Raw genomic sequence first — 20,699 nt, forward strand, 5'->3', positions numbered from 1 at the left:
CCGAAATCACCGTCGGCCAAAGCCCCGCCACCCCCGAAGCCACCGCCGCCCGAAGCCCCGCCATCTCCGAAGCCACCCTCGACCGAAGCCCCACCGTCCCCGACCGTGTTCGCCGCCGGCCGCGCCAGCTCGAAGTCGCCGTCCGCGGCGGTCGGGGCGCCGCTGCCTGTGGCGGCGGGGCGAAGTTCGAAGTCGCCGTCCACTGCGCCGACGTCGCCAGGTGCCGTCTCGTCCGGCGCGGGTGCCGTCTCGTCCGGCGCGGGTGCCGTCTCGTCCGGCCGGCCCGAGGCCTCCTGCGGTCGAGGTCGGTTCCACCACTTCGCCTTCGCGGGCTTCCCCTCGTTCATGTTCTGCTTCCTACTCGCTGCCGACCGATGCTCGAGTAGGAGGCGGGCCTTCCGAAGAACCCCGCCCGAACGCGATCCCTGGTTCCTCCGCAGGCCGCCACCGGAGATGTCCCGGCGCCCGAATGCCTACTCGACACTGCGCTGTCGCGCTCGGCTTCCCTCGGGAAACCGGCGACTTCGTGCTACCTCCCCCACCCGCACGCGGCGACAACGGCGACCGCGGTTCCTCGACTCCGCGCCCCGGCCCGCAGGGCACGGCGCGCGGCCCACCCTGGATTCAACCAGGTTCATGGGCCGCTGCGCAGAGGCCGGTCAGCGGTTGGTGGCCGAGGAGGCGGAGGGGGACGACGTCGCGTCTGGGACGGGTGCGGCGAACGGACCCGGGGCCGCGGTGATCCCGGTGTCCGAGGACCAGGCGGTCAGGGTGAGGGGCGGGGTCGCGCTGAGCGGGCGTATCAGCGGAGACATGGCGGCCGCGCCGGCCACCACGGGAGCCGTCAGAGTGTGCATCTCCTGGTCGGCGCCCTGGGCCGGCATCCCGGGCAGCAGCGGAGCCGACACCTCGGTCGAGGCCGTCGGCGTGCCGAGGGTGCGCTGGCCCTGTCCCTGCGCGAGCAGGGGGCCGGCGCCACGACGGCGCTGGTTCTCGGGTGCGGTCGCCGCGCCGGTGCCCTGTGTCCGCGCCGGCGTCACATTGCTGCCGCCCGAGCCGCCGCGGGCCTCCGTGTCGGTCGGCACGCTGCTCGTCACGCCGCCCAGCGCGATCGCGGCCAGCGACACCGCGCCCGCCGCGACGAACGCGAACCGCATCCGCGAGGACGCGGAGCGATCGGTGTCGGGACGGCCCACGGGGTGGGTGCGGAAGCCACGGTCGGAGGCGGGGAGCGCCGGGGCGTGCGGGCCCGCGGGGACGTAACCGAACTCGAAGCGCTCGCCGCGCTTCACGCCGAAGGCCCCGGTGGCGCCGGGTCGCCCGGACAGTCCGCCGAGTCCTCCCCCGCCCAGCGGCGAGCCGCCGCCGTCGAGGTCACCTCCACCGGGGAGGCCCTGAAGGCGGGCCAGGAAACTCTCGGAGGGAGGCGGCGGGGCCGCCTCCGCGAAGACGTTCTTCAGCCGGCGCTGCGCGTCGACCTCGGATTTGCACTTGGCGCAGGTCGCCACATGGGCGAGGACCCGCTCGCGGGTGTCATGACCGAGCTCTCCGTCGACGAGGGCGGAGAGTCGGTCGCCTAGGTGCTGCTCGGCCAGGAGTCGTTCGGCCGGATTGGGTCGGGAGCCACTCACGCGGGCGCGCCCCCTCCCCCCAGCGCGGCCACACGCGGCACGAAGGAGCGGCGCTCGGCACGCGCCTCCGGCGAGCGGTGGGCGAGGGCCTTGCGCAGCTGCGAGCGGCCCCGGTGGATACGGGAGCGGACCGTGCCGAGCTTCACGCCGAGGGTCGCGGCGATCTCCTCGTAGGACAGTCCTTCGATGTCGCACAGGACGACGGCGGCCCGGAACTCGGGTGCGAGGGTGTCGAGGGCCTGCTGGACGTCCGCGTCGAAGTGGGCGTCGTTGAAGACCTGCTGCGGCGTGGGCTCCTTGCTGGGCAGCCGCTCGGCCGCGTCCTCTCCCAGCGCGTCGAAGCGGATGCGCTGCTTGCGGCGGACCATGTCCAGGAAGAGGTTGGTGGTGATGCGGTGCAGCCAGCCCTCGAAGGTGCCGGGCGTGTACGTCGACAGGGACCGGAAGACACGGACGAAGACCTCCTGGGTGAGGTCCTCGGCGTCGTGCTGGTTGCCGGTGAGGCGGTACGCCAGTCGGTAGACGCGGCCGCTGTGCGTGCTGACGATCTCCTCCCAGGTGGGCGGAGTCCACGCCTGCCCGTCCGCGTCGGTGGAGAAGGTCGCGGTCTGGGCGAAGTCGCCGGCGTGACTGTGGTCAGCGGTGTCGTTCACGGATTTCGGCCTGCCCGCCGATCCGAGGAAGCGCCGCAGCACTCCTCCCCGATCCACAGGCGCAGCCGCACCTCCCCTGTCGGCTCTGGTGGTGTCCAGTGGAGCCCCTACCATAGCCACCTCGCCCGTTAGCTCCGGATAAGCGGTTTTACGAGAATTTGATCTGGGCTGACACGGCTGGTGCGCCTGCGTCAGCACTTGCTCGCGGCCTTGCTCGTCGTCGTGATCCAACTGTGTCCCCCCGCTCGTCTTCCCACCCCTCTAAACGCCTGGTCCCATCTGCGGGTTCCCGGCCGCAACGGATACAGTCACGCCCAGGCAACCACGGGGACAGGAGAGGGTCATTACCGGCAACCGGCAGACGAGCTGGGCGTTCGCCGACGCCTACGTCGCCGAGGACGACGTCCTGCGCTGGGCCCGTGACCGGGCCCGTGAGGCGGGGCTGCGCTCGGTGTCGCCCGGCACGGGCGCCGCGCTGCGGATGCTCGCCGCCACCGTGGACGCCAAGGCGGTCGCGGAGATCGGCACCGGTACCGGCGTCTCCGGGATCCACCTCCTGCACGGCATGCGCCCGGACGGCGTCCTGACCACCGTCGACCCCGAGCCGGAGCACCAGCAGTTCGCCCGCCAGGCTTTCCGCGCCTCCGGTTTCGCCAGCAACCGTGCCCGTTTCATCCCGGGCCGCGCGCTGGACGTCCTGCCGCGGCTCGCGGACGCCGGCTATGACCTCGTCTTCTGCGACGGCGACCGGCTGGAGTTCCTCGACTATCTCGCTGAATCGTTGCGCCTGCTGCGTCCGGGTGGTCTGGTCGTCTTCGAGGGCGTCTTCACCAACGGCCGCACGGTCGACTCGGGCCCCCAGCCCACCGAGGTCATACGCATCCGGGAGCTGCTGCGCGCCGTGCGCGAGAGCCAGGACCTGGTGCCCTCGCTGCTGCCGGTGGGCGACGGGCTGCTGTGCGCGGTCAAGCGCTGAGCGCCTGACTCCGCGGATCGGCCGGCTCCGCAGACGCAGCAACCCCGGCACCATGTGCGATGCCGGGGCCGCCGAAAGGGTAGGGTCGCTGCCGCGTCAGCCGACGACCTTCTTGAGGGCGTCGCCGAGCGCGTCGGCCTCGTCAGGGGTCAGCTCGACGACGAGCCGACCGCCGCCTTCGAGCGGAACGCGCATGACGATGCCCCGCCCCTCCTTGGTCACCTCGAGCGGGCCATCGCCCGTCCGCGGCTTCATGGCCGCCATGCTCGTTCCCCTTCCTGAAACCAGCTCATCGTCAAAGCCGACGGCCCCATGGAGGGCACGCGCGTCAGGCATGAGACGCGCGACACCGGCATCGAACACATTGCTTCCAAGCCATTATCCCGCATCTCAGGACCCGATGACCAACATCAGTCGGCATCGCTTGGGCAACGCACGCGACCAAAACCACTCAATTCGGCGATGTGACTGCGATACTGCGCCACCGCGCGCACTTCGGCCGAACGGAACCGGACACAAATTCTTTGACGCAGGTCACACGTCCGGTCAGACCGGTTGTCGGTGATCTCCGCCATGCTGTCCTCAGACAATCGCGTACCGACTGGTACGACCGAGCCGCGACACCGGAGGGGATACGCCATGGCCGACACCGTGCTCTACGAGGTGAGCGACGGACTCGCGACGATCACGCTGAACCGCCCCGAGGCGATGAACGCGCTCAACGTCGCGGCCAAGGTCGCTCTGCGGGAGGCGGTCCAGGCCGCGGCGGGTGACGACGCCGTACGCGCCGTGCTGCTGACCGCGGCCGGGGAGCGGGCGTTCTGCGTGGGCCAGGACCTCAAGGAGCACATCGGGCTGCTGATCTCCGACCGGGAGACCGGGACGAGGCAGACCATGAGCACCGTGCGGGAGCACTACAACCCGATCGTGCGGGCGCTGGCCGGGATGTCGAAGCCGGTGGTGGCCGGGGTGAACGGGGTCGCGGCCGGGGCGGGCTTCGGATTCGCGCTGGCCGCGGACTACCGGGTCGTGGCCGACACCGCCGCGTTCAACACGTCCTTCGCCGGAGTCGCGCTGACCGCGGACTCCGGCATCTCCTGGACGCTGCCGCGGGTGGTCGGCCCGGGCCGCGCCGCCGACCTGCTGCTCTTCCCGCGGAACATCAAGGCGCAGGAGGCGTACGAGCTGGGTATCGCGAACCGGCTGGTGCCCGCGGGTGAGCTGCGCGCGGAGGCCGAGAAGGTGGCGCGGGCGCTCGCCGAGGGGCCGACGGTGGCGTACGGGGCGATCAAGGAGGCCGTGGCCTTCGGGCTGTCGCACTCCCTTGAGGAGACCCTGGAGAAGGAGGATGAGCTCCAGACTCGGGCCGGGTCCTCTGAGGACCATGCGATCGCCGTGCAGGCGTTTGTGAACAAGGAGAAGCCGAAGTATTTGGGCCGCTAGGTCCGGAGACTGCCGCGCCGTCGGGTGCTGCGGGTGCGTGGGGGCTGATCGCGCCCACGCGGCGGAGCCGCAAATCGATACAGTCCCGCGCCCCTAGGCGGCGTTTCTCGCGACGCAAGCTGCCAAGTGATCGTCGACCAGGCCGCACGCCTGCATCAGCGCGTATGCCGTCGTCGGGCCTACGAAGCGGAGGCCCCGCTTCTTCAACGCCTTCGACAGCGATGTCGACTCGGGCGTGACCGCGGGGATGTCGGCGAGCGTCTTGGGGGCCGGGCGGGTGGCCGGGTCGGGGGCGTGGGACCAGATCAGTTCGTCCAGGTCACCGGGGGTCCACTCGGCCAGCGCGCGTGCGTTGGCCATGGTGGCCTCGATCTTCGCCCGGTTGCGGATGATGCCCGCGTCCGCGAGGAGACGGTCCTTGTCGGCGTCCGTGAAGGTCGCGACCTTGGTGATCTGGAAGCCCGCGAAGGCGGCGCGGAAGCCCTCACGCCGCCGCAGGATCGTGATCCAGGACAGGCCCGACTGGAAGGCCTCCAGGCTGAGGCGTTCGAAGAGGGCGTCGTCGCCGTGGACCGGGCGGCCCCACTCCTCGTCGTGGTACGTCACGTAGTCCGGCGTGGACAGGGCCCAGGGGCAGCGCAGGGCGCCGTCGGGGCCCGCGACCGCCTCGCCGTCACTCACTGCTGGTCCTCCGGGGCGGGCTTGTCCATGGAGACATGGCCGGGCGCGGTCCGGGCGCCGGCCAGGGCGGACTCCAGGTCGGCGATCCGGGCGTCGCGCTCGGCGAGCTCGGCGCCGAGGCGGCTGAGGGCGTCGTCGACGTCGGCCATGCGGTAGCCGCGGGCACAGAGCGGGAAGCGGAGGCTGTCGATGTCGGCGCGACCGACCGGGCGGTCCGGGGGCAGCGGGTCCTGGAGGCGCTCCGGCGCTGCCTCCGGCAGCGGGCCGCCGCCCTCGCCGCCGCCCACCACGGCGAGCGTCACCGCGGCGACCACGACGGCCAGCGCGACGACCAGGAACAGGAACATAACCATCGCTGTGGCCCCCACGGTCCGGTGAATGCGTGCGGTCGAGTGTGTCAGGGTCCGATCGTGCCATGCGACTCTGACAGTTAAGGTCGCAGGCGGCCGAAAGGCCAGGACGTACCAGGACGCTCAAGGAGAGGTCACAGGGGATGCTCAGGCTGGGCAGGCGTGAGTTCGACGCGCACGAGCCGGTGATCATGGCGATCGTGAACCGGACCCCGGACTCCTTCTACGACCAGGGAGCGACGTTCCGCGACGAGCCGGCCCTCGCGCGCGTGGAGCAGGCGGTCGCCGAGGGGGCCGCCATCATCGACATCGGCGGGGTCAAGGCCGGGCCGGGCGAAGAGGTGACCGCCGAGGAGGAGGCACGGCGCACGGTCGGGTTCGTGGCCGAGGTGCGGCGGCGCTTCCCGGACGTCGTGATCAGCGTGGACACCTGGCGGGCCGAGGTGGGCGCCGCGGTCTGCGAGGCCGGTGCCGATGTGCTGAACGACGCGTGGGGCGGCGTGGACCCCGGCCTGGCTGAGGTCGCCGCGCGCTATGGAGTGGGGCTGGTCTGCACGCACGCGGGCGGCGCGGAGCCCCGGACGCGGCCGCACCGGGTGACGTACGACGACATCATGGCCGACGTGCTGCGGGTGACCGTGGGACTGGCCGAGCGGGCGCTGGCGCTGGGGGTGCCGCGCGAGTCGATCATGATCGATCCCGGGCACGACTTCGGGAAGAACACCCGGCACAGTCTGGAGGCGACCCGGCGGCTCGGGGAGATGGTGGAGACGGGCTGGCCGGTGCTGGTCTCCCTGTCCAACAAGGACTTCGTCGGGGAGACCCTGGACAAGCCCGTGAAGGAGCGGGTGGTCGGGACGCTGGCGACGACCGCGGTGTCTGCGTGGCTGGGTGCGCAGGTGTACCGGGTCCACGAGGTGGCGGAGACCCGGCAGGTGCTGGACATGGTGGCGTCGATCGCGGGGCATCGGCCGCCTGCGGTGGCCCGGCGGGGGCTGGCGTAACGCCTTCTCGCCCCCGCCGCCCCTACCCGTCGCATCCCGGGGGCTGCCGCCCCCGGACCCCCGCTGCGCCTGAACGGCCTCGTCCTCAAACGCCGGACGGGCTGAAAGACCCGCCCGGCAGGCTGAGTACAGCTAGCGCGCCGCCTCCTTCGACACCAGGGCGACCGCCTCGTCCACGTCGTCCGTGACGTGGAACAGGAGCAGGTCCTTCTCCGAGGCCTTGCCCTGGGCCACCAGCGTGTTGTTCAGCCAGTCGACCAGGCCTCCCCAGTAGGCGCTGCCGAAGAGGACGATCGGGAAGCGGGTGACCTTCTGGGTCTGGACGAGGGTGAGGGCCTCGAAGAGTTCGTCGAGGGTGCCGAGGCCGCCGGGGAGGACCACGAAGCCCTGGGCGTACTTGACGAACATCATCTTGCGGACGAAGAAGTACCGGAAGTTCAGGCCGATGTCGACGTAGGGGTTGAGCCCCTGCTCGAAGGGGAGCTCGATGCCGAGGCCGACCGAGATGCCCTTCGCCTCCAGCGCGCCCTTGTTCGCCGCCTCCATGGCGCCGGGGCCGCCACCCGTGATCACGGCCCAGCCGGCCTCGACCAGGCCGCGGCCGAGGCGGACGCCGGCGTCGTACTCGGGCGAGTCCACGGGCGTGCGGGCCGAGCCGAAGACGCTGATGGCGGGCGGGAGTTCGGCGAGGGTGCCGAAGCCCTCGATGAACTCCGACTGGATGCGCAGGACGCGCCAGGGGTCGGTGTGGACCCAGTCCGACGGGCCGCCCGCGTCGAGCAGCCGCTGGTCCGTGGTGCTCGCGGTCACCTGGTCGCGCCGCCTCAGGACCGGTCCCAGGCGCTGCTCCTCCGGTGGCTGCTTCTTGCCCTCGGGGTTGCCGGTAGCCATGTAGCGCTCCCTCCGCTTGCCAGGTCTTTCCACCTCAGCGTAGATCCAGGCGGGTTACGGAGGGGGGACGTGAGCATGTCCGCCATGAAGCGCCACCAGGGCGATCCCGAGGTCCACGCCCCGCCCCGCACCCCCCTGTCCCGCGACCGCTACGCCGTGAGCCACGCCCTCAGCCGCTCCTCACCCGCCAGAACCTTGGCGGTTTCCACCCGTTCGTCCCGCTTGTGGGCCAAATGCGGATTGCCGGGGCCGTAGTTGACCGCCGGGATACCGAGGGAGGAGAAGCGGGAGACGTCCGTCCAGCCGTACTTGGGGCGGGCGGTGCCTCCGACCGCCTTCATGAACGCCGCTGCCGCCGGATGGGACAGCCCCGGCAGCGCGCCGCCGCTGTGGTCGTCCACCACGAACTCCTCGACCCCGCAGTCGGCGAAGACCTCGCGGACGTGCGCGACGGCCTCCTCCTCCGTGCGGTCCGGGGCGTAGCGGAAGTTGACCGTCACGACGCATTCGTCGGGGATGACGTTGCCCGCGACGCCGCCGGAGATGCCGACCGCGTTCAGGCCCTCGCGGTACTCCAGGCCGTCGATGATCGGGTACCGGGGCTCGTACGAGGCGAGGCGCGCCAGGATCGGCGACGCGGCGTGGATCGCGTTCGAGCCCATCCAGCCGCGCGCGGAGTGGGCGCGCTCGCCCTTGGTCTTCAGCAGGACCCTGAGCGTGCCCTGGCAGCCGCCCTCGACCTCGCCGTCCGACGGCTCCAGGAGCACCGCGAAGTCGCCCTGAAGCCACTCCGGGCGGTTCTCGGCGATGTGCTTGAGGCCGTTGAGCTCGGCGGTCACCTCTTCGTTGTCGTAGAAGACGAAGGTCAGGTCGCGGTTCGGGGCCACGACCGTCTCGGCGATGCGGAGCTGGACGGCGACGCCGGACTTCATGTCGCAGGTGCCGCAGCCCCACAGGACGCCGTCCTCGTCGAGGCGCGAGGGGACGTTGTCCGCGATCGGCACCGTGTCGATGTGACCGGCGAGGATCACGCGCTCCGGCCTGCCCAGGTGCGTGCGCGCGAGGACGTTGTTGCCGTAGCGCTCGACCGTCAGGTGCGGCAGGGCGCGCAGGGCGGTCTCGATGGCGTCGGCCAGGGGCTTCTCCGTGCCGCTGACGGAGGGGAAGTCGACGAGCTGCGCGGTGAGCTTCGCGGCGTCCAGCGTGAGGTCAAGGGAGGTGTCGGCCATGGGGCCGACCCTAACGCGCCGTGCCCTCACCTCACTTTTCCCACCGATTTTCAACTGCGCCGGTACCCCTCAGTAACCTCAGCTACCTTGTACGACGTGCCAGAGCCGTCGCCTTCCCCCAAACGTCGTGGCCGCCTCCTCCGTCGCGGAGCGGCCTTCATGGTCCTGCTCGCCGTCGCGGGCTACCTCGCGGTGCAGTACGTCACCGGGGGCACGGGGACACCCGGCTGCGACGTGGTGTCGGGCAAGGGAGACGGCGCCGGCTACGAGTTCACGCCGGAGCAGGCGGTGAACGCGGCGACGATCGCCGCCGTGGGCACCGGCCGCGGGCTGCCCGAGCGAGCCGTCACGATCGCGCTGGCCACTGCGCTCCAGGAGTCGGGCCTGCGCAACATCGGCCACGGCGACCGCGACTCGCTCGGTCTGTTCCAGCAGCGGCCGTCGATGGGCTGGGGCACCGAGGAGGAGATCCTCGACCCGATCTACTCGGCGGGCGAGTTCTACGAACACCTGGTCAAGGTCCCCGGCTACACACGTCTGCCGCTCACCGTCGCCGCCCAGCGCGTCCAGCGCAGCGGCTTCCCTGAGGCGTACGCCAAGCACGAGCCGGACGCCTCGCTGCTCGCCGCCGCTCTCACGGGCCGTTCGGCGGCCACGCTGACCTGTGAGGGGCGTCCGGGAGCCACTCGGGCCGCGGGTGCGGACTCGGTACGGGACGCGCTGCTGCGGGACTTCGGACGGGACGCGCTCCAGCCGGCCGCGGCCGAGGTGGGCGGCGAGAAGGCGACGCCCTCGCCGACCCCGTCCGTGATCAAGAAGGACGACCGGACCGTTCTGCTGCCGGTGCCCGCCGGCGAGCGCGGCTGGCAACTGGCCCACTGGGCCGTGGCCAACGCCTCCGATCTGCACATCAAGCGCGTGTCGTACGCGGGGCGGCAGTGGACCGCCGGGAACACCGACAGCGAGTGGCGCGCGATCACCGGGCCGGGTGCCCCGGAGGCCGGGAACGGCGCGGGCGCGGTCCGGATCGTCACGGGTCCGTAGTACGCCCGGCAGTTCGACGGATCACTCTCACGGGTTGGTAGAAGTGTCGGGCGGCGACGGTGTGGGCAGGTTTTCGCGCGACTCCTGCGGAATCCGTCAAAAGCCTTGAGAACAAAGGGCTGTAAGGATTCCGCGGGCTTTCGAGCGGGTCGCACTTTGCCCGTTTTTATCCGCAGGCGATAATGCGACGCATTGCCAACTCTTTACATTGGCGCGCCGCAACCTTCGCGGGCTTCGAGCGGTAGTCACTGCGTCCGAGCCCGGAGATCAACAGCCAGTCGGTCCACCGTCAGTCGCCGAGTTGAGTCGGCTCAACTGCCGGGCGTGGTCGGACACTTCATCATTCTCATCCGACAGACCGTCGAAGGAGCATCATGTCCCTCCCCCTGACCCGCCGGATCGCCCGTGCCGCGCTGCTCGTCGCTGCGGGAGCGGCTGCCGGGGTCGGTGCGGCCGGCTCCGCCGGCGCGGCCCCCGGACTGCCCGAGGCCCCCCAGGTCGGCGGACTGACCGCCCTGGACGGCACGACCGTCGTCGACGGCGCGACCCAGAACGCCGCCGGGCTCGCGGGCGGCGCCGTCGACACCGCGGTCGACAAGGCGCTCCCGACCGCGGCCAAGACCGGCGACAAGGTGACGAAGACCGGTGGCAAGGCCGCGAAGAAGGCGGTGCCCACCGCGACCAAGGCCGGCGGCAAGGTGACGAAGACCGGTGGCAAGGTCGCGAAGGAGCGTGCCGCCGCGGCGCAGGAGACCGCGGGTGGCGTGGCCGGTTCGGTCGGTGCCGTTCTCGGCGACGCGGCGGGGTCGGCCACGCAGGGTGGCCTGCCGGCGACCGGTTCGCTGCCGGTGCAGGGTCTTCCGGTCGGCTGACGGTCGACCGCGTCCGGCTCGAGCCGACGGGGTTCAGGGAGTTCCCTGGCCCCGTCGGCTTTTGCGTTCCTACGCCGGCGGGGTGATCACGCCAGGCGTTGGACCGCCTTCTCCACTCGTTCGTCCGTCGCCGTGAAGGCCACCCGTACGTGGCGGGCGCCGGCCTCGCCGTAGAAGTCGCCGGGGGCCACCAGGATGCCGAGGTCGGCCAGGTGGGCGACCGTGGTCCAGCAGGACTCGTCGCGGGTGGCCCAGAGGTAGAGGCTGGCCTCGCTGTGCTCGATGCGGAAGCCGTGGGCCTGGAGTGCCTCGCGCAGGGCCGCGCGGCGGGCGGCGTAGCGGTCGCGCTGGACGCGGACGTGCTCGTCGTCGCCGAGGGCCGCGACGACCGCTGCCTGGGTCGGGGCGGACGTCATCATGCCGCCGTGCTTGCGGATCTCCAGGAGCGGGCCGAGGACCGCCGGGTCGCCGGCCAGGAACGCCGCCCGGTAGCCCGCGAGGTTCGAGCGCTTCGACAGGGAGTGCACCGCGACGATGCCGTCGTAGGAGCCGCCGTTGACGTCCGGGTGCAGGACCGAGACCGGGTCGGCCTCCCAGCCCAGCTCCAGGTAGCACTCGTCGGAGAAGAGCAGCACGCCGTGCTCACGGGCCCAGGCGACGATCCTGGTCAGCTCCTGCTGGGAGAGGACCTTGCCGGTGGGGTTGGACGGCGAGTTCAGCCAGAGCAGCTTCAGACCGCGCGGGTCCAGCTCGGTCGGGTCGTCGTACACCTCGTAGTCGGCGCGGGCGAGACGGGCACCCACTTCGTAGGTCGGGTACGCCAGCCGCGGGTAGGCCACGCGGTCGCCGGGGCCGAGGCCGAGCTGGGTGGGGAGCCAGGCGACCAGTTCCTTGGAGCCGACGATCGGCAGGACGTGCCGGTGGGTGACCTCACGGGCGCCCAGGCGGCGCTCCACCCACCCGGTGAGCGCGTCCCGCAGCGCCGGGGTGCCCCAGACCGTCGGATAGCCCGGGGAGTCCGCCGCGTCGATCAGGGCCTTCTGGATCAGCTCGGGGACCGGGTCGACCGGCGTGCCGACGGAGAGGTCGACGATCCCGTCCGGATGCGCGGCGGCCGTCTTCTTGTACGGCTCCAGCTTGTCCCAGGGAAAGGTCGGAAGGCGGTCGGAGACTGCGGACACGGGATCTGGCTCACTTTCTGGTACTGCCGGTACTTCCGGTGTCAGGGGTACTGCCGGATACGGCAACGCCTCGGTCCCGTACGGTGATCAAGGCGATCAGGCCGTACGGGACCGAGGCGGCACGCTGTGCGGGTCGCCGTGAGGACTACTCGGCCTGCGGCGGCAGGGCGGCGATGAAGGGGTGGTCCCGCTCGATCAGACCCAGCTTGCTGGCGCCGCCGGGGGAGCCGAGCTCGTCGAAGAACTCGACGTTCGCCTTGTAGTAGTCCTTCCACTCCTCCGGAGTGTCGTCCTCGTAGAAGATCGCCTCGACCGGGCAGACCGGCTCACAGGCTCCGCAGTCGACGCATTCGTCCGGGTGGATGTACAAGGACCGGGAGCCCTCGTAGATGCAGTCGACCGGGCACTCCTCGATGCACGCCTTGTCCTTGACGTCGACACAAGGCTGCGCGATGACGTAGGTCACGCTGTCGTTCCTCCTCGATAGGGCGCTGGCGGGCCTCTTCAGGCTCCGCCGCCTGGCGCGCGGGAGCGCGGCGTCGTCGATGCCCGCCCCTAGTATCTCCGTTCTTGGGCATGATCCGAACAGGAGGGGTGAACTGACCTGTGGAAATATCTGCGACGGGGCGCCTTGAGGTCCGTATCACCGCTGCTGACGTGGGCAAACGGGTCTCCGTACGCCGCCTGGACGATCCTGCGAGCGAGGGTGAGAAGTTCACCGACACGGTGGGTGTTCTCGCATCATGGGACGACGGTGTGCTGCTGATCACACGGAAGAGTGGCGAGACCGTCCACATTCCGGAAGCCTCACTGGTCGCGGGCAAGGTCGTGCCACCCGCTCCGGCCCGCCGCCGCGGCCCCGCCGCCTCCTACGAGGAGCTCGCGCACGTCTCCTCGCGCGCGTGGCGGCCCGTCGAGAGCGAACGGCTCGGCGAGTGGGAGCTGCGGGCCGCCTCCGGGTTCACCCGCCGCGCCAACTCGGCGCTCCCGCTCGGCGACCCTGGACTCCCGCTGCCGGCCGCGCTCGATGCCGTACGGCGCTGGTACGGCGATCGCGGGCTCCCCGCGTACGTCCAGACCGCGACCGGCGCCGAGGGCACGCAGGAGCTGCTGTGCGCGGAGCTGGAGCGGCTGGGCTGGACCCGGGAGGTCTCCGCCGAGCTGTGGATCGGGGCGCTGGCGCCGGTCGCGGACCGGGACGAGGGCGCCGGAGTGGTGCTGTCCCGGGAGGCGGACGACGCTTGGCTTACGCGGTATCAGCGCAAGGGGGTGAGCGAGGTGGCCCTGAAGGTGCTGGGCAGCGGCCCTTCGGTGTGGTTCGCGACGGTTCCGGGCGACGGCGGTGGCGTTCCCGCCGCCATCGGACGGTGTGTGGTGGACGGGCGGTGGGCCGGTTTCGCCGCGGTGGAGGTGGACCCGGCGCTGCGGCGGCGGGGGCTGGCCACGCGGGTGATGGCCGCGCTGGCCCGGCGGGCCCTGGAGGAGGGTGCGTCGGCGGCGTGGCTCCAGGTCGAGGCGGACAACGCGGGCGCCCGCGGGCTGTACACCGGCATGGGGTTCGTCGCGCATCACGCGTACCACCACTATCGATCAGCTTGATCAGCGGTACCGATCGCCGTGAAAGGGCACGAGCCAGCTATGCGTCCCCTCCACCCCCCGACTCCCGAACGCTCCGCCGAGCTGCGGCGGCGGTTCGCCGAAGAGGCGCGGTCCGAGCGGCCTGACCTGTCCATGCTGTGTCTGCTGGTGGGAGCCGAGGCCGACGGCGCGCTGGACGAGGCGGGGATGGACTCCGCGCAGGTGGCCCTGGACGAACTCGCCGGACAGCTGCCGTACCGGCCCGGCGGGCCGCGGGCGTGGGCCGTCGCGCTGCGGGAGCTGCTCGGGGAGCGGTACGGGTTCCGTGGCTGTGCCGCGGACTATCAGCGGCTGGAGTCGTCGCTGTTGCACGAGGTGCTGAGGCGGCGGCGGGGGCTGCCGATCCTGCTGTCGGTGGTGTGGCTGGAGGTGGCCCGGCGGGCGGGTGCGCCCGTGTACGGGGTCGCTCTGCCCGGCCATTTCGTGGTGGGGTTCGGGCCCGCGGACGATCAGGTGCTGGCCGATCCCTTCGACGGGGGGCGGGTGCTGACGGGCGGCGACGCGGAGCTGCTGGTGGCGGGGGCCACGGGGGCGCCGTTGCAGCCGTCGATGCTGACGCCGGCCGATCCGCTGGAAGTGGTGCTGCGGATCCTGAACAACGTACGGGCGTGGGCGTCGGCCCGGCCCGAGCGGACGGATGTCGCCCTGTGGGCCGTGGAGTTGTCGCTGTCGCTGCCCTCGCATCCGGCCCGGTTGCGGTTCGAGCGGGCGCAGTTGCTCGTGCAGCGGGGGGATTTCGTCGCGGGGGCCGTGGAGTTGGAGGAGTACGCGGAGTTGATCTGTGAGGTGGATGAAGGGGCGGCTGAGCGGGTGCGGGGGGAGGCTCGGGCGGCTCGGGCGATGTTGAACTGAGGGTTCGCCCAATCGCCGTGGGGGTTGTGTTGTCGTGCGAGTGCGGGTGCGTTGTGGCTGGTCGCGCAGTTCCCCGCGCCCCTAAAAGCAGGGCCTTAGAGCCAGCCCTTCTCCCTCGCGATCCGTACCGCCTCCGCTCTGTTCCGTACCGCCAGTTTCTGGATGGCTGTGGAGAGGTAGTTGCGGACCGTGCCCTGGGAGAGGTGCAGGGCCGCTGCCAGTTCGGCGTTGGTGGAGCCGTCCTCCGCCGCCCGCAGGACCTCTCGTTCGCGGTCGGTCAGGGGGTTGGCGCCCTCCGCGAGGGCCGCTGCCGCCAGGGTGGGGTCGATGACGCGCTCCCCCGCCAGCACCTTGCGGACCGCTTCGGCGAGTTGGGCCGCGGGGGCGTCCTTGACCAGGAAGGCGTCGGCGCCGGATTCCATCGCGCTGCGCAGATAGCCGGGGCGGCCGAAGGTGGTCAGGACGACCAGCTTCACGGACGGCAGCTCCTCGTGCAGGAGCGCCGCCGCCTCTATGCCCGTCGCGCCGGGCATCTCGATGTCCAGGAGCGCCACGTCCACGGCGTGCTCGCGGGCCGCCGCCAGGACCTCGTCGCCGCGGGCCACCTGGGCGACGACCTCGATGTCGTCCTCCAGTCCGAGCAGGGCGGCCAGGGCCTCGCGGACCATCGACTGGTCCTCGGCGAGGAGGACCTTGATCGTGGGGCTCATGTCGCGGATCCTACGTGCGCCGAGGCCGCCACCGGGACGCGGGCGGTGAGGCGGAAGCCGTGCCGGGTGCCGCCCGCCTCCAGGGTGCCGCCGGCCTTGGTGAGGCGTTCCGTGAGGCCCGTCAGACCGTGGCCGGGGCCGCCGCCCTGGTCGCCGGAGCCGTCGTCCTCGACGGAGAGTTCCAGGACGAGGCCGTCGAGGGTCTGGCGGCGCAGCAGCTCGACCGTGCAGCGCCGGGCGCCGCTGTGCCGTACGACGTTGGTGACGGCCTCGCGCAGCGCCCAGGCCAGGGCCGTCTCGCTGTCCTCGGGGACGCCGCTGAGGTCGGGCTCGGCGGGAAGCTCGGCCCTCACCTCGGCGGCCGTCAGGGCGACTCTGGCGCCCGCCAGTTCGGCGGCCAGGCGGGGGCGGCGATAGCCCGAGACGGCCTCGCGGACGTCGACCAGGGCCTGTCGGCTGACCTGCTCGATGTCGGCGACCTGCTGGGCCGCCTTGTCCGGCTGACCGGGGAGCATACGGCCCGCGAGTTCGCTCTTGATGGTGATCAGGGACAGGGAGTGGCCGAGCAGGTCGTGCAGGTCGCGTGCCAGGCGCAACCGCTCCTCGTTCGCGGCCAGTTGGGCGACCGTGGCACGGGCCTCGCGCAGCGCGATCGTGGTGCGCACGAGTTCGCGTACGCCGGTCATGGCGAAGCCGCCCAGCAGGGCCGGGATCAGCAGCCCGGCCAGGAACGCCTTGCCGCCCGGGGTCGCGAACGCGATCACGGTCATCAGCGCGGACGCGCCGGGGATCGTCCAGCGGGCCATGCGCAGCGGCAGGGCCGCGCCGGACGCGATCGAGACGTACACGAACAGCACCAGCCACTCGCGGCCCAGGGTGAGGGCGAGGAGCGTGGACTGGGCGGCGAGGACGCCGAGCGAGGCGAGGACGACGCTGTTGCGTTCGCCGCGGCCCGTGCGGAAGAGCAGCAGCATGTACCAGGTGACGAACGCCGCGAGACCGAGCCAGCCGAGGATCCGCACGCCCGTGCTGTGCCCGCCGTGCAGCAGGTCGTTGGCCGGTGCGCTCAGGTACACCAGCCAGATGCCGGTCCACAGGAGCTTGACGAAGCGTTGCTTGCGATTCTCCGGGCGCTGCCCGAGCCCGACGCCTGTGCCGCTCACGCCTTCAACGTGTCCTTCCGGTACAGCCAGGCCGCGCCGCCCGTGAACAGGGCGAAGGAAATCAGGAGGACGACGAGGTCCTTGGCGTGCGGTGCCCGGCTCTGTTCGATCGCCTGCCCGAGGGCAGCGTACGCGTGTGTCGGCACCCACTTGGCGATGTCCTGGAGCCAGCCCGGGAAGGAAGTGGTCGGCATCCACAGGCCGCCGAGGATGGACAGCCCGAAGTAGGTGATCATCGTGATCGGGCGGACCGCGTCCCCGCTCGCGAGGTAGCCCAGGGCGACGCCGAGCGCCGCGAAGACGAGGCTGCCGGCCCAGATCGAGCCGGTCAGGGCGAGCCACTGCCAGGCGTCCAGGCGTACGTCCTTCACGGCCGCGGCGACCACGAAGACGATCACGATCGACGGCAGGCTGACCACGGCGGAGCCGGCCGTCTTCGCGAGCACGTAGCCGTGCCCGGGCAGGGTCGTCAGCCGCAACTGCCGTACCCAGCCGCCCTCCCGCTCCTTGGCGATGCGCTCGCTGTTGCCCATCAGGACGGCGGTGAGGGCGCCGAAGGACGCCATGGACACCATCATGTAGGTCGGCAGCGTCAGGCCCGTCCCGTCGATCTTCGTGGTGCTGTCGGCGCTGCCCGCGATGAGCAGGAACAGCAGCGACGGGTACAGCACGGAGAAGAACAGGAACTTGCGGTTGCGCAGGGCGCGGGTGAGTTCGAGCTTGATCAGACCGTTCATGGCGTACGGGCCTCCTCGGCCTCGGTGATGGCGACGAACGCCTGCTCCAGGCCTAGCCCGGCGACTTCGAGATTGCGGGGGTACAGGCCGAGGCCGTAGAGGGCGTGGACGGTGGCGTCGGCGTCTGAGGACTGGATGCGGACGGTGTGACCCGATACGTCCACGTGCGTCAGGAAGGGCAGTGCCCGCAGCGCGCTCTCGTCGACGTCCGTGGCGTGCAGGTCGAAGGAGATGCGCCGCGCTCCGGCCTTCGCCTTGATCTCGGCAGCCGTGCCGTCCGCCAGCAGCCGGCCGCGGTGCAGCACGAGCACGCGGTCGGCCATGGCGTCGGCCTCCTCCAGGTGGTGCGTGGCGAACAGGACGGTCCGGCCCTGGTCGGCCTGCTCGCGCATGGTGGCCCAGAAGGCGTGGCGGGTCGTGACGTCCATGCCGGTCGTCGGCTCGTCCAGGACGATCAGGTCGCTGTCGCCGGCGGTCGCCAGGGCGAAGCGCACGCGCTGGGCCTGGCCGCCGGAGAGTTTGTCGACCTTGCGGTCGGCGATCTTCGAGACGCCCGCGCGGGCCAGCACGTCGGAGACCTGGTACGGCCTCGGATGCAGAGCGCAGGCGAGCCGCACCAGCTCGGCGACGGTGACCTCGTCCATCAGCCCGCCGCTCTGCAGCATGGCGCCCACCCGCCCGGCGACGATGGCCTCGCGCGGCGTGGTGCCGAAGATGCTCACCGTGCCGCTGTCGGGCTGCTTGAGGCCGAGCAGCAGGTCGAGCGTGGTCGACTTGCCGGCCCCGTTCGGGCCCAGCAGGGCCACGGTCTCCCCGGGGTGCAGCGCGAGTGTCAGCCCGTCGACGGCCCGCACGTTCCCGTAGGTCTTGCTCACCCGGTCGAATCCGACCGCTGTCGTTGTCATGCGCTCAAGCCTGGCCGCGTGGGGTGCCGCCCCGGCAGTGTCGGCGGTCCTGACTGCCGGATGACAGATGTCATACGACGACCAAGGGGGCACCCGGCGAGTGCCGGGTGCCCCCTTGGTCCGAGCGGTTGCGCCAGGCCCTAGTTCGGGTTGGTGTCGATGGTCGCGACGCGTTCCGCCGCCGTCTTGCCGCGCAGCGCCTTGCGCAGGGCGGAGGCGACATCCTGTGGAAGGACGTCGCGCTTGCCGCTCGCGCCGTTGATCTGCACGCCGTCGAAGGTGGCGCCGTACGCCTCCTTGAGCGCCTCGAGGTCGTACGTGTCGACGAGCTTGCCGTCGACGGCCTTGACCCCGAGGATCTTCGGCAGCGACAGGGAGCCGAACGGGATGCTGTGCGCGGCGTCCGTCTGGACCGTGACCTTGTTGGCCATCGCCGGCTGGGCGAACTCCTTCATGAACCGGTCGACCTCGGCGTTCGTCACCGTAGGCTCCCGGGTGGTCGTCGCGACCTTCACCGGGGTGGACGTACCCGTCTCCACCTGGGTGCGGTACGCCTCCTCGACCGCGGTGGTCGACCCGGCGACGTCGATGCCCTGGCCGGCCTTGCCGTACACGGCGACCGCCTTGCCGGTCTTGAAGGAGACCGAGCCCTCGGTCACCGAGCCGGAGCCGCCGGAGGCGTCCTCCAGGGCGGCCTGCAGCTTCTCCTCGTCGGTGGGCATGACCGGGTCCACGACCCGCTGCTGCCCGAAGAGGGAGCCGATCACGGAGACCGGGTTGTAGTCGCTGCTCGCGGCCGTGCTGACCGTCTGCGCCATGTCGAACTGGAGCCCCGCCTGGTCCGGCTGCAACTCCACCGTCTTGCCGCCCACGGACAGCTTCAGCGGCTTGACGACCCGATCGTCGAAGGCGTCGTTGAGCTTGCGGACCGCGTCGTCACGGGTGCCGCCGCCGATGTCGACACCGAGCACGGTGGTGTTCTTGGGCACGTCGGTGTGGTTCATCAGCAGGCCCGCGCAGTACAGACCGCCCGCGAGGACGACCACGCCGCCGCCGACCAGGGCCAGCTTGTTGCGGCCCTTCTTCTTCGGTGCGCGGGAGGACGAGGAGCTCGACGAGGACGGCTCGGGGAGCTTCGGGGGCGTGTGCGGCCCGGACGGCGCGTCGCTGCCGCCCGGCCCGAAGGGGCCGCCCTGGGCGCCGCCGGGTACGACCGGGATGCCGCTGGTGACGGTGTGGCTGGAGACGTTGTCGGCGACGCCGTAGTTCGGGCCGCCGGGCTCGGGAGCCGGCTTCTGCGGGGTGAGGATCGCGGTGTCGTCGCTCATACCGCCGCCGGGGCTGTGGCCCGGGGCGTTGAAGGCGGCGCCGGGGCCGTTCGGACCGGGTCCGGTCGGGCCGTTGCCGGGGGCGCCCGGGCCCGCGGGTCCTGCCGGGCCGACGTTGATGCCGGGAATGGCGGAACCGCCGGGTGCGCCGGGACCGCCCGGTCCGGCAGGACCGCGGTTGCCGGGACCGCCCGCTCCGGCCGGGCCGCGGCCGCCGGGGCCGCTCCGGCCGCCCTGTCCGCCGCCGGCGACCGGCGGCACCGCCGGACCGTCGCCGGTGGCCGGGCCGGTCGTGGGGCCGGCGGGACCCTGCGGGCCGCCTCGGCCGCCTCGGCCGTTGGGGCCGTTGAAGTCGCTGGAGCCACCGAAGTCGCCCGGGGCGTTGAAGTCGGCGGCGGGGTCGAAGCCGGCCGGGCCGCCCTGGGCGCCATAGCCGCCGGGGCCGTTCGGGCCGCTCTGCGCGCCCTGGACGCCGAAAGCGTTCTGCCCGCCCTGTCCGCTCTGTCCGTTCGGGCCGCCGGTGCCGTTGTCGGCGAAGTACGGCAGGTCGTCGCGGCGTGCCTCGCCGCCGGGGCGGGCGCCGCTGCCGTTGCCCAGCGGGCCCGCGGCCAGCGCCTCGGTGACGTCGAAGGAGCCGGTGCCGCCGCCGTGCCCGGGAGCCACGGGTCCGCCGGTCGCGCCGGGGAGCCCCGCGCCGCCCGGACGGGAGCCGCCGTCCGGCCGTGCGCCGTTCGGGCCACCGGGACGGGAACCGCCGGGCACGTTCATCGAGCCGACGACACCGCCGGGCCGCCCGGGTCCGGCGGGTGCGCCGGTACCGGGGGCGCCGCTCGCGGCGGGACCCGAACCGGTGGGCGTACCGGCACCGTTGGTGGCCGGGCCGCCCTGACCGCCCTTGCCGCCGGAGGACTTGCGCGGTGCGAACCAGTCGCTCGTCTTCTCTCCGGGCTGTGGGGCGGGTTCGGCCGGGGGCTCGACGTTGCCCGTGGCCGCGGCGGTGGCGCCGGCGGGCGGCGGTGCCTCGGTGTCGGCGCTGTCGCCCGGGTTCTCGGCGTCGGGGACGGGCTTTCGGACGACGACCGGCGGAATGGGCCGCGATCCGGGGATGTTGATCCGGATCCGGGTCGTCAGCGTCGTCTCGGTCTTGCGCTCCTCCGGCTGCGCGGCCGAACGGCCCGCGTCCGCACCGCTGTCGGAAGCCATGGGGGTCCCGTACGGCGGCGTGCCCGAGGGGTATGCGGCTCCGCCGCGCCCGTTGGGCCCGGAGGACGGAGTGTCAGTTTCACGACTCAAGGCAGGTTCTCCCGGTTGGCTCCACCGCCCGTTTCGACCTCATTGCTGCGGGCGGCTCGGCGGCGCGCACCACCATACTGGCCACCTCTGGCACGTATCCCACGACCGCCTGGGAAAC

The 20,699-nt window shown here is 72.0% G+C and carries 22 protein-coding genes and 1 pseudogene; 7 read left to right on the forward strand and 16 right to left on the reverse strand.

Annotated elements, in window-relative coordinates; translation table 11 throughout:
• From ACFPQ9_RS14300 to sigE, 3 genes and pseudogenes are all read right to left on the reverse strand, one after another.
• Window positions 1–347 (reverse strand): annotated as a pseudogene (locus ACFPQ9_RS14300) (hypothetical protein); the annotation flags it as partial.
• A gap of 312 nt (window positions 348–659) precedes the next feature.
• Complete coding sequence (locus tag ACFPQ9_RS14305; protein WP_380852409.1) at window positions 660–1,631, reverse strand: anti-sigma factor family protein; 972 nt, start codon at window positions 1,629–1,631, stop codon at window positions 660–662.
• Window positions 1,628–2,326 carry an RNA polymerase sigma factor SigE gene (gene sigE, locus ACFPQ9_RS14310; RefSeq protein ID WP_125529651.1) on the reverse strand — a complete coding sequence of 233 codons (699 nt, stop codon included), beginning with the start codon at window positions 2,324–2,326 and terminating at the stop codon, window positions 1,628–1,630. The genes ACFPQ9_RS14305 and sigE overlap by 4 nt, the downstream gene beginning before the upstream one ends.
• 235 nt (window positions 2,327–2,561) lie before the next feature.
• Here sigE and ACFPQ9_RS14315 point away from each other — a divergent pair, with 235 nt between their 5' ends.
• Complete coding sequence (locus tag ACFPQ9_RS14315; RefSeq protein WP_380853888.1) at window positions 2,562–3,260, forward strand: O-methyltransferase; 699 nt, start codon at window positions 2,562–2,564, stop codon at window positions 3,258–3,260.
• A 96-nt stretch (window positions 3,261–3,356) separates the two neighbouring features.
• Here the strand turns inward: ACFPQ9_RS14315 and ACFPQ9_RS14320 are convergent, their stop codons facing one another.
• Both ACFPQ9_RS14320 and ACFPQ9_RS14325 read right to left on the reverse strand, forming a co-directional pair.
• Window positions 3,357–3,524, reverse strand: a complete 168-nt coding sequence (locus ACFPQ9_RS14320) for a DUF3117 domain-containing protein (RefSeq protein ID WP_003966491.1) — start codon at window positions 3,522–3,524, stop codon at window positions 3,357–3,359.
• A gap of 146 nt (window positions 3,525–3,670) precedes the next feature.
• Window positions 3,671–3,835 (reverse strand): hypothetical protein, encoded by a 165-nt coding sequence (locus ACFPQ9_RS14325; RefSeq protein WP_380852412.1) that lies wholly within the window; start codon window positions 3,833–3,835, stop codon window positions 3,671–3,673.
• 64 nt (window positions 3,836–3,899) lie between these two features.
• On the opposite strand from ACFPQ9_RS14325, the gene chcB reads away from it, so the two are divergent.
• On the forward strand, window positions 3,900–4,703 hold the full coding sequence (gene chcB / locus ACFPQ9_RS14330; protein WP_380852415.1) for a 2-cyclohexenylcarbonyl CoA isomerase: 804 nt from the start codon (window positions 3,900–3,902) through the stop codon (window positions 4,701–4,703).
• Between the two features lie 93 nt (window positions 4,704–4,796).
• Here the strand turns inward: chcB and ACFPQ9_RS14335 are convergent, their stop codons facing one another.
• Together ACFPQ9_RS14335 and ACFPQ9_RS14340 are read right to left on the reverse strand one after the other, a co-directional pair.
• The gene (locus ACFPQ9_RS14335; RefSeq protein WP_380852418.1) at window positions 4,797–5,384 is read right to left on the reverse strand and encodes a DNA-3-methyladenine glycosylase I; all 588 of its coding nucleotides are present in this window, start codon (window positions 5,382–5,384) and stop codon (window positions 4,797–4,799) included.
• On the reverse strand, window positions 5,381–5,737 hold the full coding sequence (locus ACFPQ9_RS14340) for a DivIVA domain protein (RefSeq protein WP_380852421.1): 357 nt from the start codon (window positions 5,735–5,737) through the stop codon (window positions 5,381–5,383). The genes ACFPQ9_RS14335 and ACFPQ9_RS14340 overlap by 4 nt, the downstream gene beginning before the upstream one ends.
• A 140-nt stretch (window positions 5,738–5,877) precedes the next feature.
• Between ACFPQ9_RS14340 and folP the strand changes: the two genes are divergently transcribed.
• Window positions 5,878–6,738, forward strand: coding sequence for a dihydropteroate synthase (folP, locus tag ACFPQ9_RS14345; RefSeq protein WP_359405284.1), 861 nt, complete (start codon window positions 5,878–5,880; stop codon window positions 6,736–6,738).
• 132 nt (window positions 6,739–6,870) lie between these two features.
• Here folP and ACFPQ9_RS14350 read toward each other — a convergent pair whose 3' ends face one another.
• Window positions 6,871–7,629: an LOG family protein gene (locus tag ACFPQ9_RS14350; protein ID WP_380852424.1), complete on the reverse strand. Its 759-nt coding sequence runs from the start codon at window positions 7,627–7,629 to the stop codon at window positions 6,871–6,873.
• A 149-nt stretch (window positions 7,630–7,778) separates the two neighbouring features.
• On the reverse strand, window positions 7,779–8,858 hold the full coding sequence (dapE, locus tag ACFPQ9_RS14355; protein WP_380852427.1) for a succinyl-diaminopimelate desuccinylase: 1,080 nt from the start codon (window positions 8,856–8,858) through the stop codon (window positions 7,779–7,781).
• A gap of 96 nt (window positions 8,859–8,954) precedes the next feature.
• Here dapE and ACFPQ9_RS14360 point away from each other — a divergent pair, with 96 nt between their 5' ends.
• Together ACFPQ9_RS14360 and ACFPQ9_RS14365 are read left to right on the forward strand one after the other, a co-directional pair.
• Window positions 8,955–9,902 carry a VldE C-terminal domain-containing protein gene (locus ACFPQ9_RS14360; RefSeq protein ID WP_417803481.1) on the forward strand — a complete coding sequence of 316 codons (948 nt, stop codon included), beginning with the start codon at window positions 8,955–8,957 and terminating at the stop codon, window positions 9,900–9,902.
• Window positions 9,903–10,276: 374 nt separating this feature from the next.
• Window positions 10,277–10,774: an ATP-binding protein gene (locus ACFPQ9_RS14365; RefSeq protein ID WP_380852433.1), complete on the forward strand. Its 498-nt coding sequence runs from the start codon at window positions 10,277–10,279 to the stop codon at window positions 10,772–10,774.
• Between the two features lie 86 nt (window positions 10,775–10,860).
• Here the strand turns inward: ACFPQ9_RS14365 and ACFPQ9_RS14370 are convergent, their stop codons facing one another.
• Complete coding sequence (locus tag ACFPQ9_RS14370) at window positions 10,861–11,955, reverse strand: bifunctional succinyldiaminopimelate transaminase/glutamate-prephenate aminotransferase (protein ID WP_380852436.1); 1,095 nt, start codon at window positions 11,953–11,955, stop codon at window positions 10,861–10,863.
• A gap of 145 nt (window positions 11,956–12,100) precedes the next feature.
• A complete protein-coding gene (gene fdxA, locus ACFPQ9_RS14375) occupies window positions 12,101–12,421 on the reverse strand; it encodes a ferredoxin (protein ID WP_030961637.1) in 321 nt (106 codons plus the stop codon).
• 140 nt (window positions 12,422–12,561) lie between these two features.
• On the opposite strand from fdxA, the gene ACFPQ9_RS14380 reads away from it, so the two are divergent.
• Both ACFPQ9_RS14380 and ACFPQ9_RS14385 read left to right on the forward strand, forming a co-directional pair.
• Entirely contained in the window at window positions 12,562–13,554 is a 993-nt protein-coding gene (locus ACFPQ9_RS14380; protein ID WP_380852440.1) for a GNAT family N-acetyltransferase, read from the forward strand.
• Window positions 13,555–13,593: 39 nt separating this feature from the next.
• Window positions 13,594–14,445 (forward strand): transglutaminase family protein, encoded by an 852-nt coding sequence (locus ACFPQ9_RS14385; protein WP_380852443.1) that lies wholly within the window; start codon window positions 13,594–13,596, stop codon window positions 14,443–14,445.
• Window positions 14,446–14,540: 95 nt separating this feature from the next.
• Here the strand turns inward: ACFPQ9_RS14385 and ACFPQ9_RS14390 are convergent, their stop codons facing one another.
• From ACFPQ9_RS14390 to ACFPQ9_RS14410, 5 genes are all read right to left on the reverse strand, one after another.
• Complete coding sequence (locus tag ACFPQ9_RS14390) at window positions 14,541–15,155, reverse strand: response regulator transcription factor (RefSeq protein ID WP_380852448.1); 615 nt, start codon at window positions 15,153–15,155, stop codon at window positions 14,541–14,543.
• On the reverse strand, window positions 15,152–16,318 hold the full coding sequence (locus ACFPQ9_RS14395; protein ID WP_380852451.1) for a sensor histidine kinase: 1,167 nt from the start codon (window positions 16,316–16,318) through the stop codon (window positions 15,152–15,154). Before ACFPQ9_RS14395 ends, ACFPQ9_RS14390 begins: the two co-directional genes overlap by 4 nt.
• On the reverse strand, window positions 16,315–17,055 hold the full coding sequence (locus ACFPQ9_RS14400) for an ABC transporter permease (RefSeq protein WP_380852454.1): 741 nt from the start codon (window positions 17,053–17,055) through the stop codon (window positions 16,315–16,317). The genes ACFPQ9_RS14395 and ACFPQ9_RS14400 overlap by 4 nt, the downstream gene beginning before the upstream one ends.
• Window positions 17,052–17,960, reverse strand: a complete 909-nt coding sequence (locus ACFPQ9_RS14405) for an ABC transporter ATP-binding protein (RefSeq protein ID WP_380852457.1) — start codon at window positions 17,958–17,960, stop codon at window positions 17,052–17,054. Before ACFPQ9_RS14405 ends, ACFPQ9_RS14400 begins: the two co-directional genes overlap by 4 nt.
• A 140-nt stretch (window positions 17,961–18,100) precedes the next feature.
• The gene (locus ACFPQ9_RS14410) at window positions 18,101–20,581 is read right to left on the reverse strand and encodes a hypothetical protein (protein WP_380852460.1); all 2,481 of its coding nucleotides are present in this window, start codon (window positions 20,579–20,581) and stop codon (window positions 18,101–18,103) included.
• Window positions 20,582–20,699: the final 118 nt, after the last annotated feature.

This window comes from Streptomyces coerulescens, from assembly GCF_042657965.1.
Lineage (GTDB): Bacteria > Actinomycetota > Actinomycetes > Streptomycetales > Streptomycetaceae > Streptomyces > Streptomyces coerulescens.

Excerpts from the sequence above, each read along its gene's own strand:
- ACFPQ9_RS14320 (WP_003966491.1), bottom strand. The coding sequence starts at position 3,524 with ATGGCGGCCATGAAGCCGCGGACGGGCGATGGCCCGCTCGAGGTGACC.
- ACFPQ9_RS14325 (WP_380852412.1), bottom strand. The coding sequence starts at position 3,835 with ATGGCGGAGATCACCGACAACCGGTCTGACCGGACGTGTGACCTGCGT.
- chcB (WP_380852415.1), top strand. The coding sequence starts at position 3,900 with ATGGCCGACACCGTGCTCTACGAGGTGAGCGACGGACTCGCGACGATC.
- ACFPQ9_RS14340 (WP_380852421.1), bottom strand. The coding sequence starts at position 5,737 with ATGGTTATGTTCCTGTTCCTGGTCGTCGCGCTGGCCGTCGTGGTCGCC.
- folP (WP_359405284.1), top strand. The coding sequence starts at position 5,878 with ATGCTCAGGCTGGGCAGGCGTGAGTTCGACGCGCACGAGCCGGTGATC.
- ACFPQ9_RS14350 (WP_380852424.1), bottom strand. The coding sequence starts at position 7,629 with ATGGCTACCGGCAACCCCGAGGGCAAGAAGCAGCCACCGGAGGAGCAG.
- dapE (WP_380852427.1), bottom strand. The coding sequence starts at position 8,858 with ATGGCCGACACCTCCCTTGACCTCACGCTGGACGCCGCGAAGCTCACC.
- ACFPQ9_RS14365 (WP_380852433.1), top strand. The coding sequence starts at position 10,277 with ATGTCCCTCCCCCTGACCCGCCGGATCGCCCGTGCCGCGCTGCTCGTC.
- ACFPQ9_RS14385 (WP_380852443.1), top strand. The coding sequence starts at position 13,594 with ATGCGTCCCCTCCACCCCCCGACTCCCGAACGCTCCGCCGAGCTGCGG.
- ACFPQ9_RS14390 (WP_380852448.1), bottom strand. The coding sequence starts at position 15,155 with ATGAGCCCCACGATCAAGGTCCTCCTCGCCGAGGACCAGTCGATGGTC.
- ACFPQ9_RS14400 (WP_380852454.1), bottom strand. The coding sequence starts at position 17,055 with ATGAACGGTCTGATCAAGCTCGAACTCACCCGCGCCCTGCGCAACCGC.
- ACFPQ9_RS14405 (WP_380852457.1), bottom strand. The coding sequence starts at position 17,960 with ATGACAACGACAGCGGTCGGATTCGACCGGGTGAGCAAGACCTACGGG.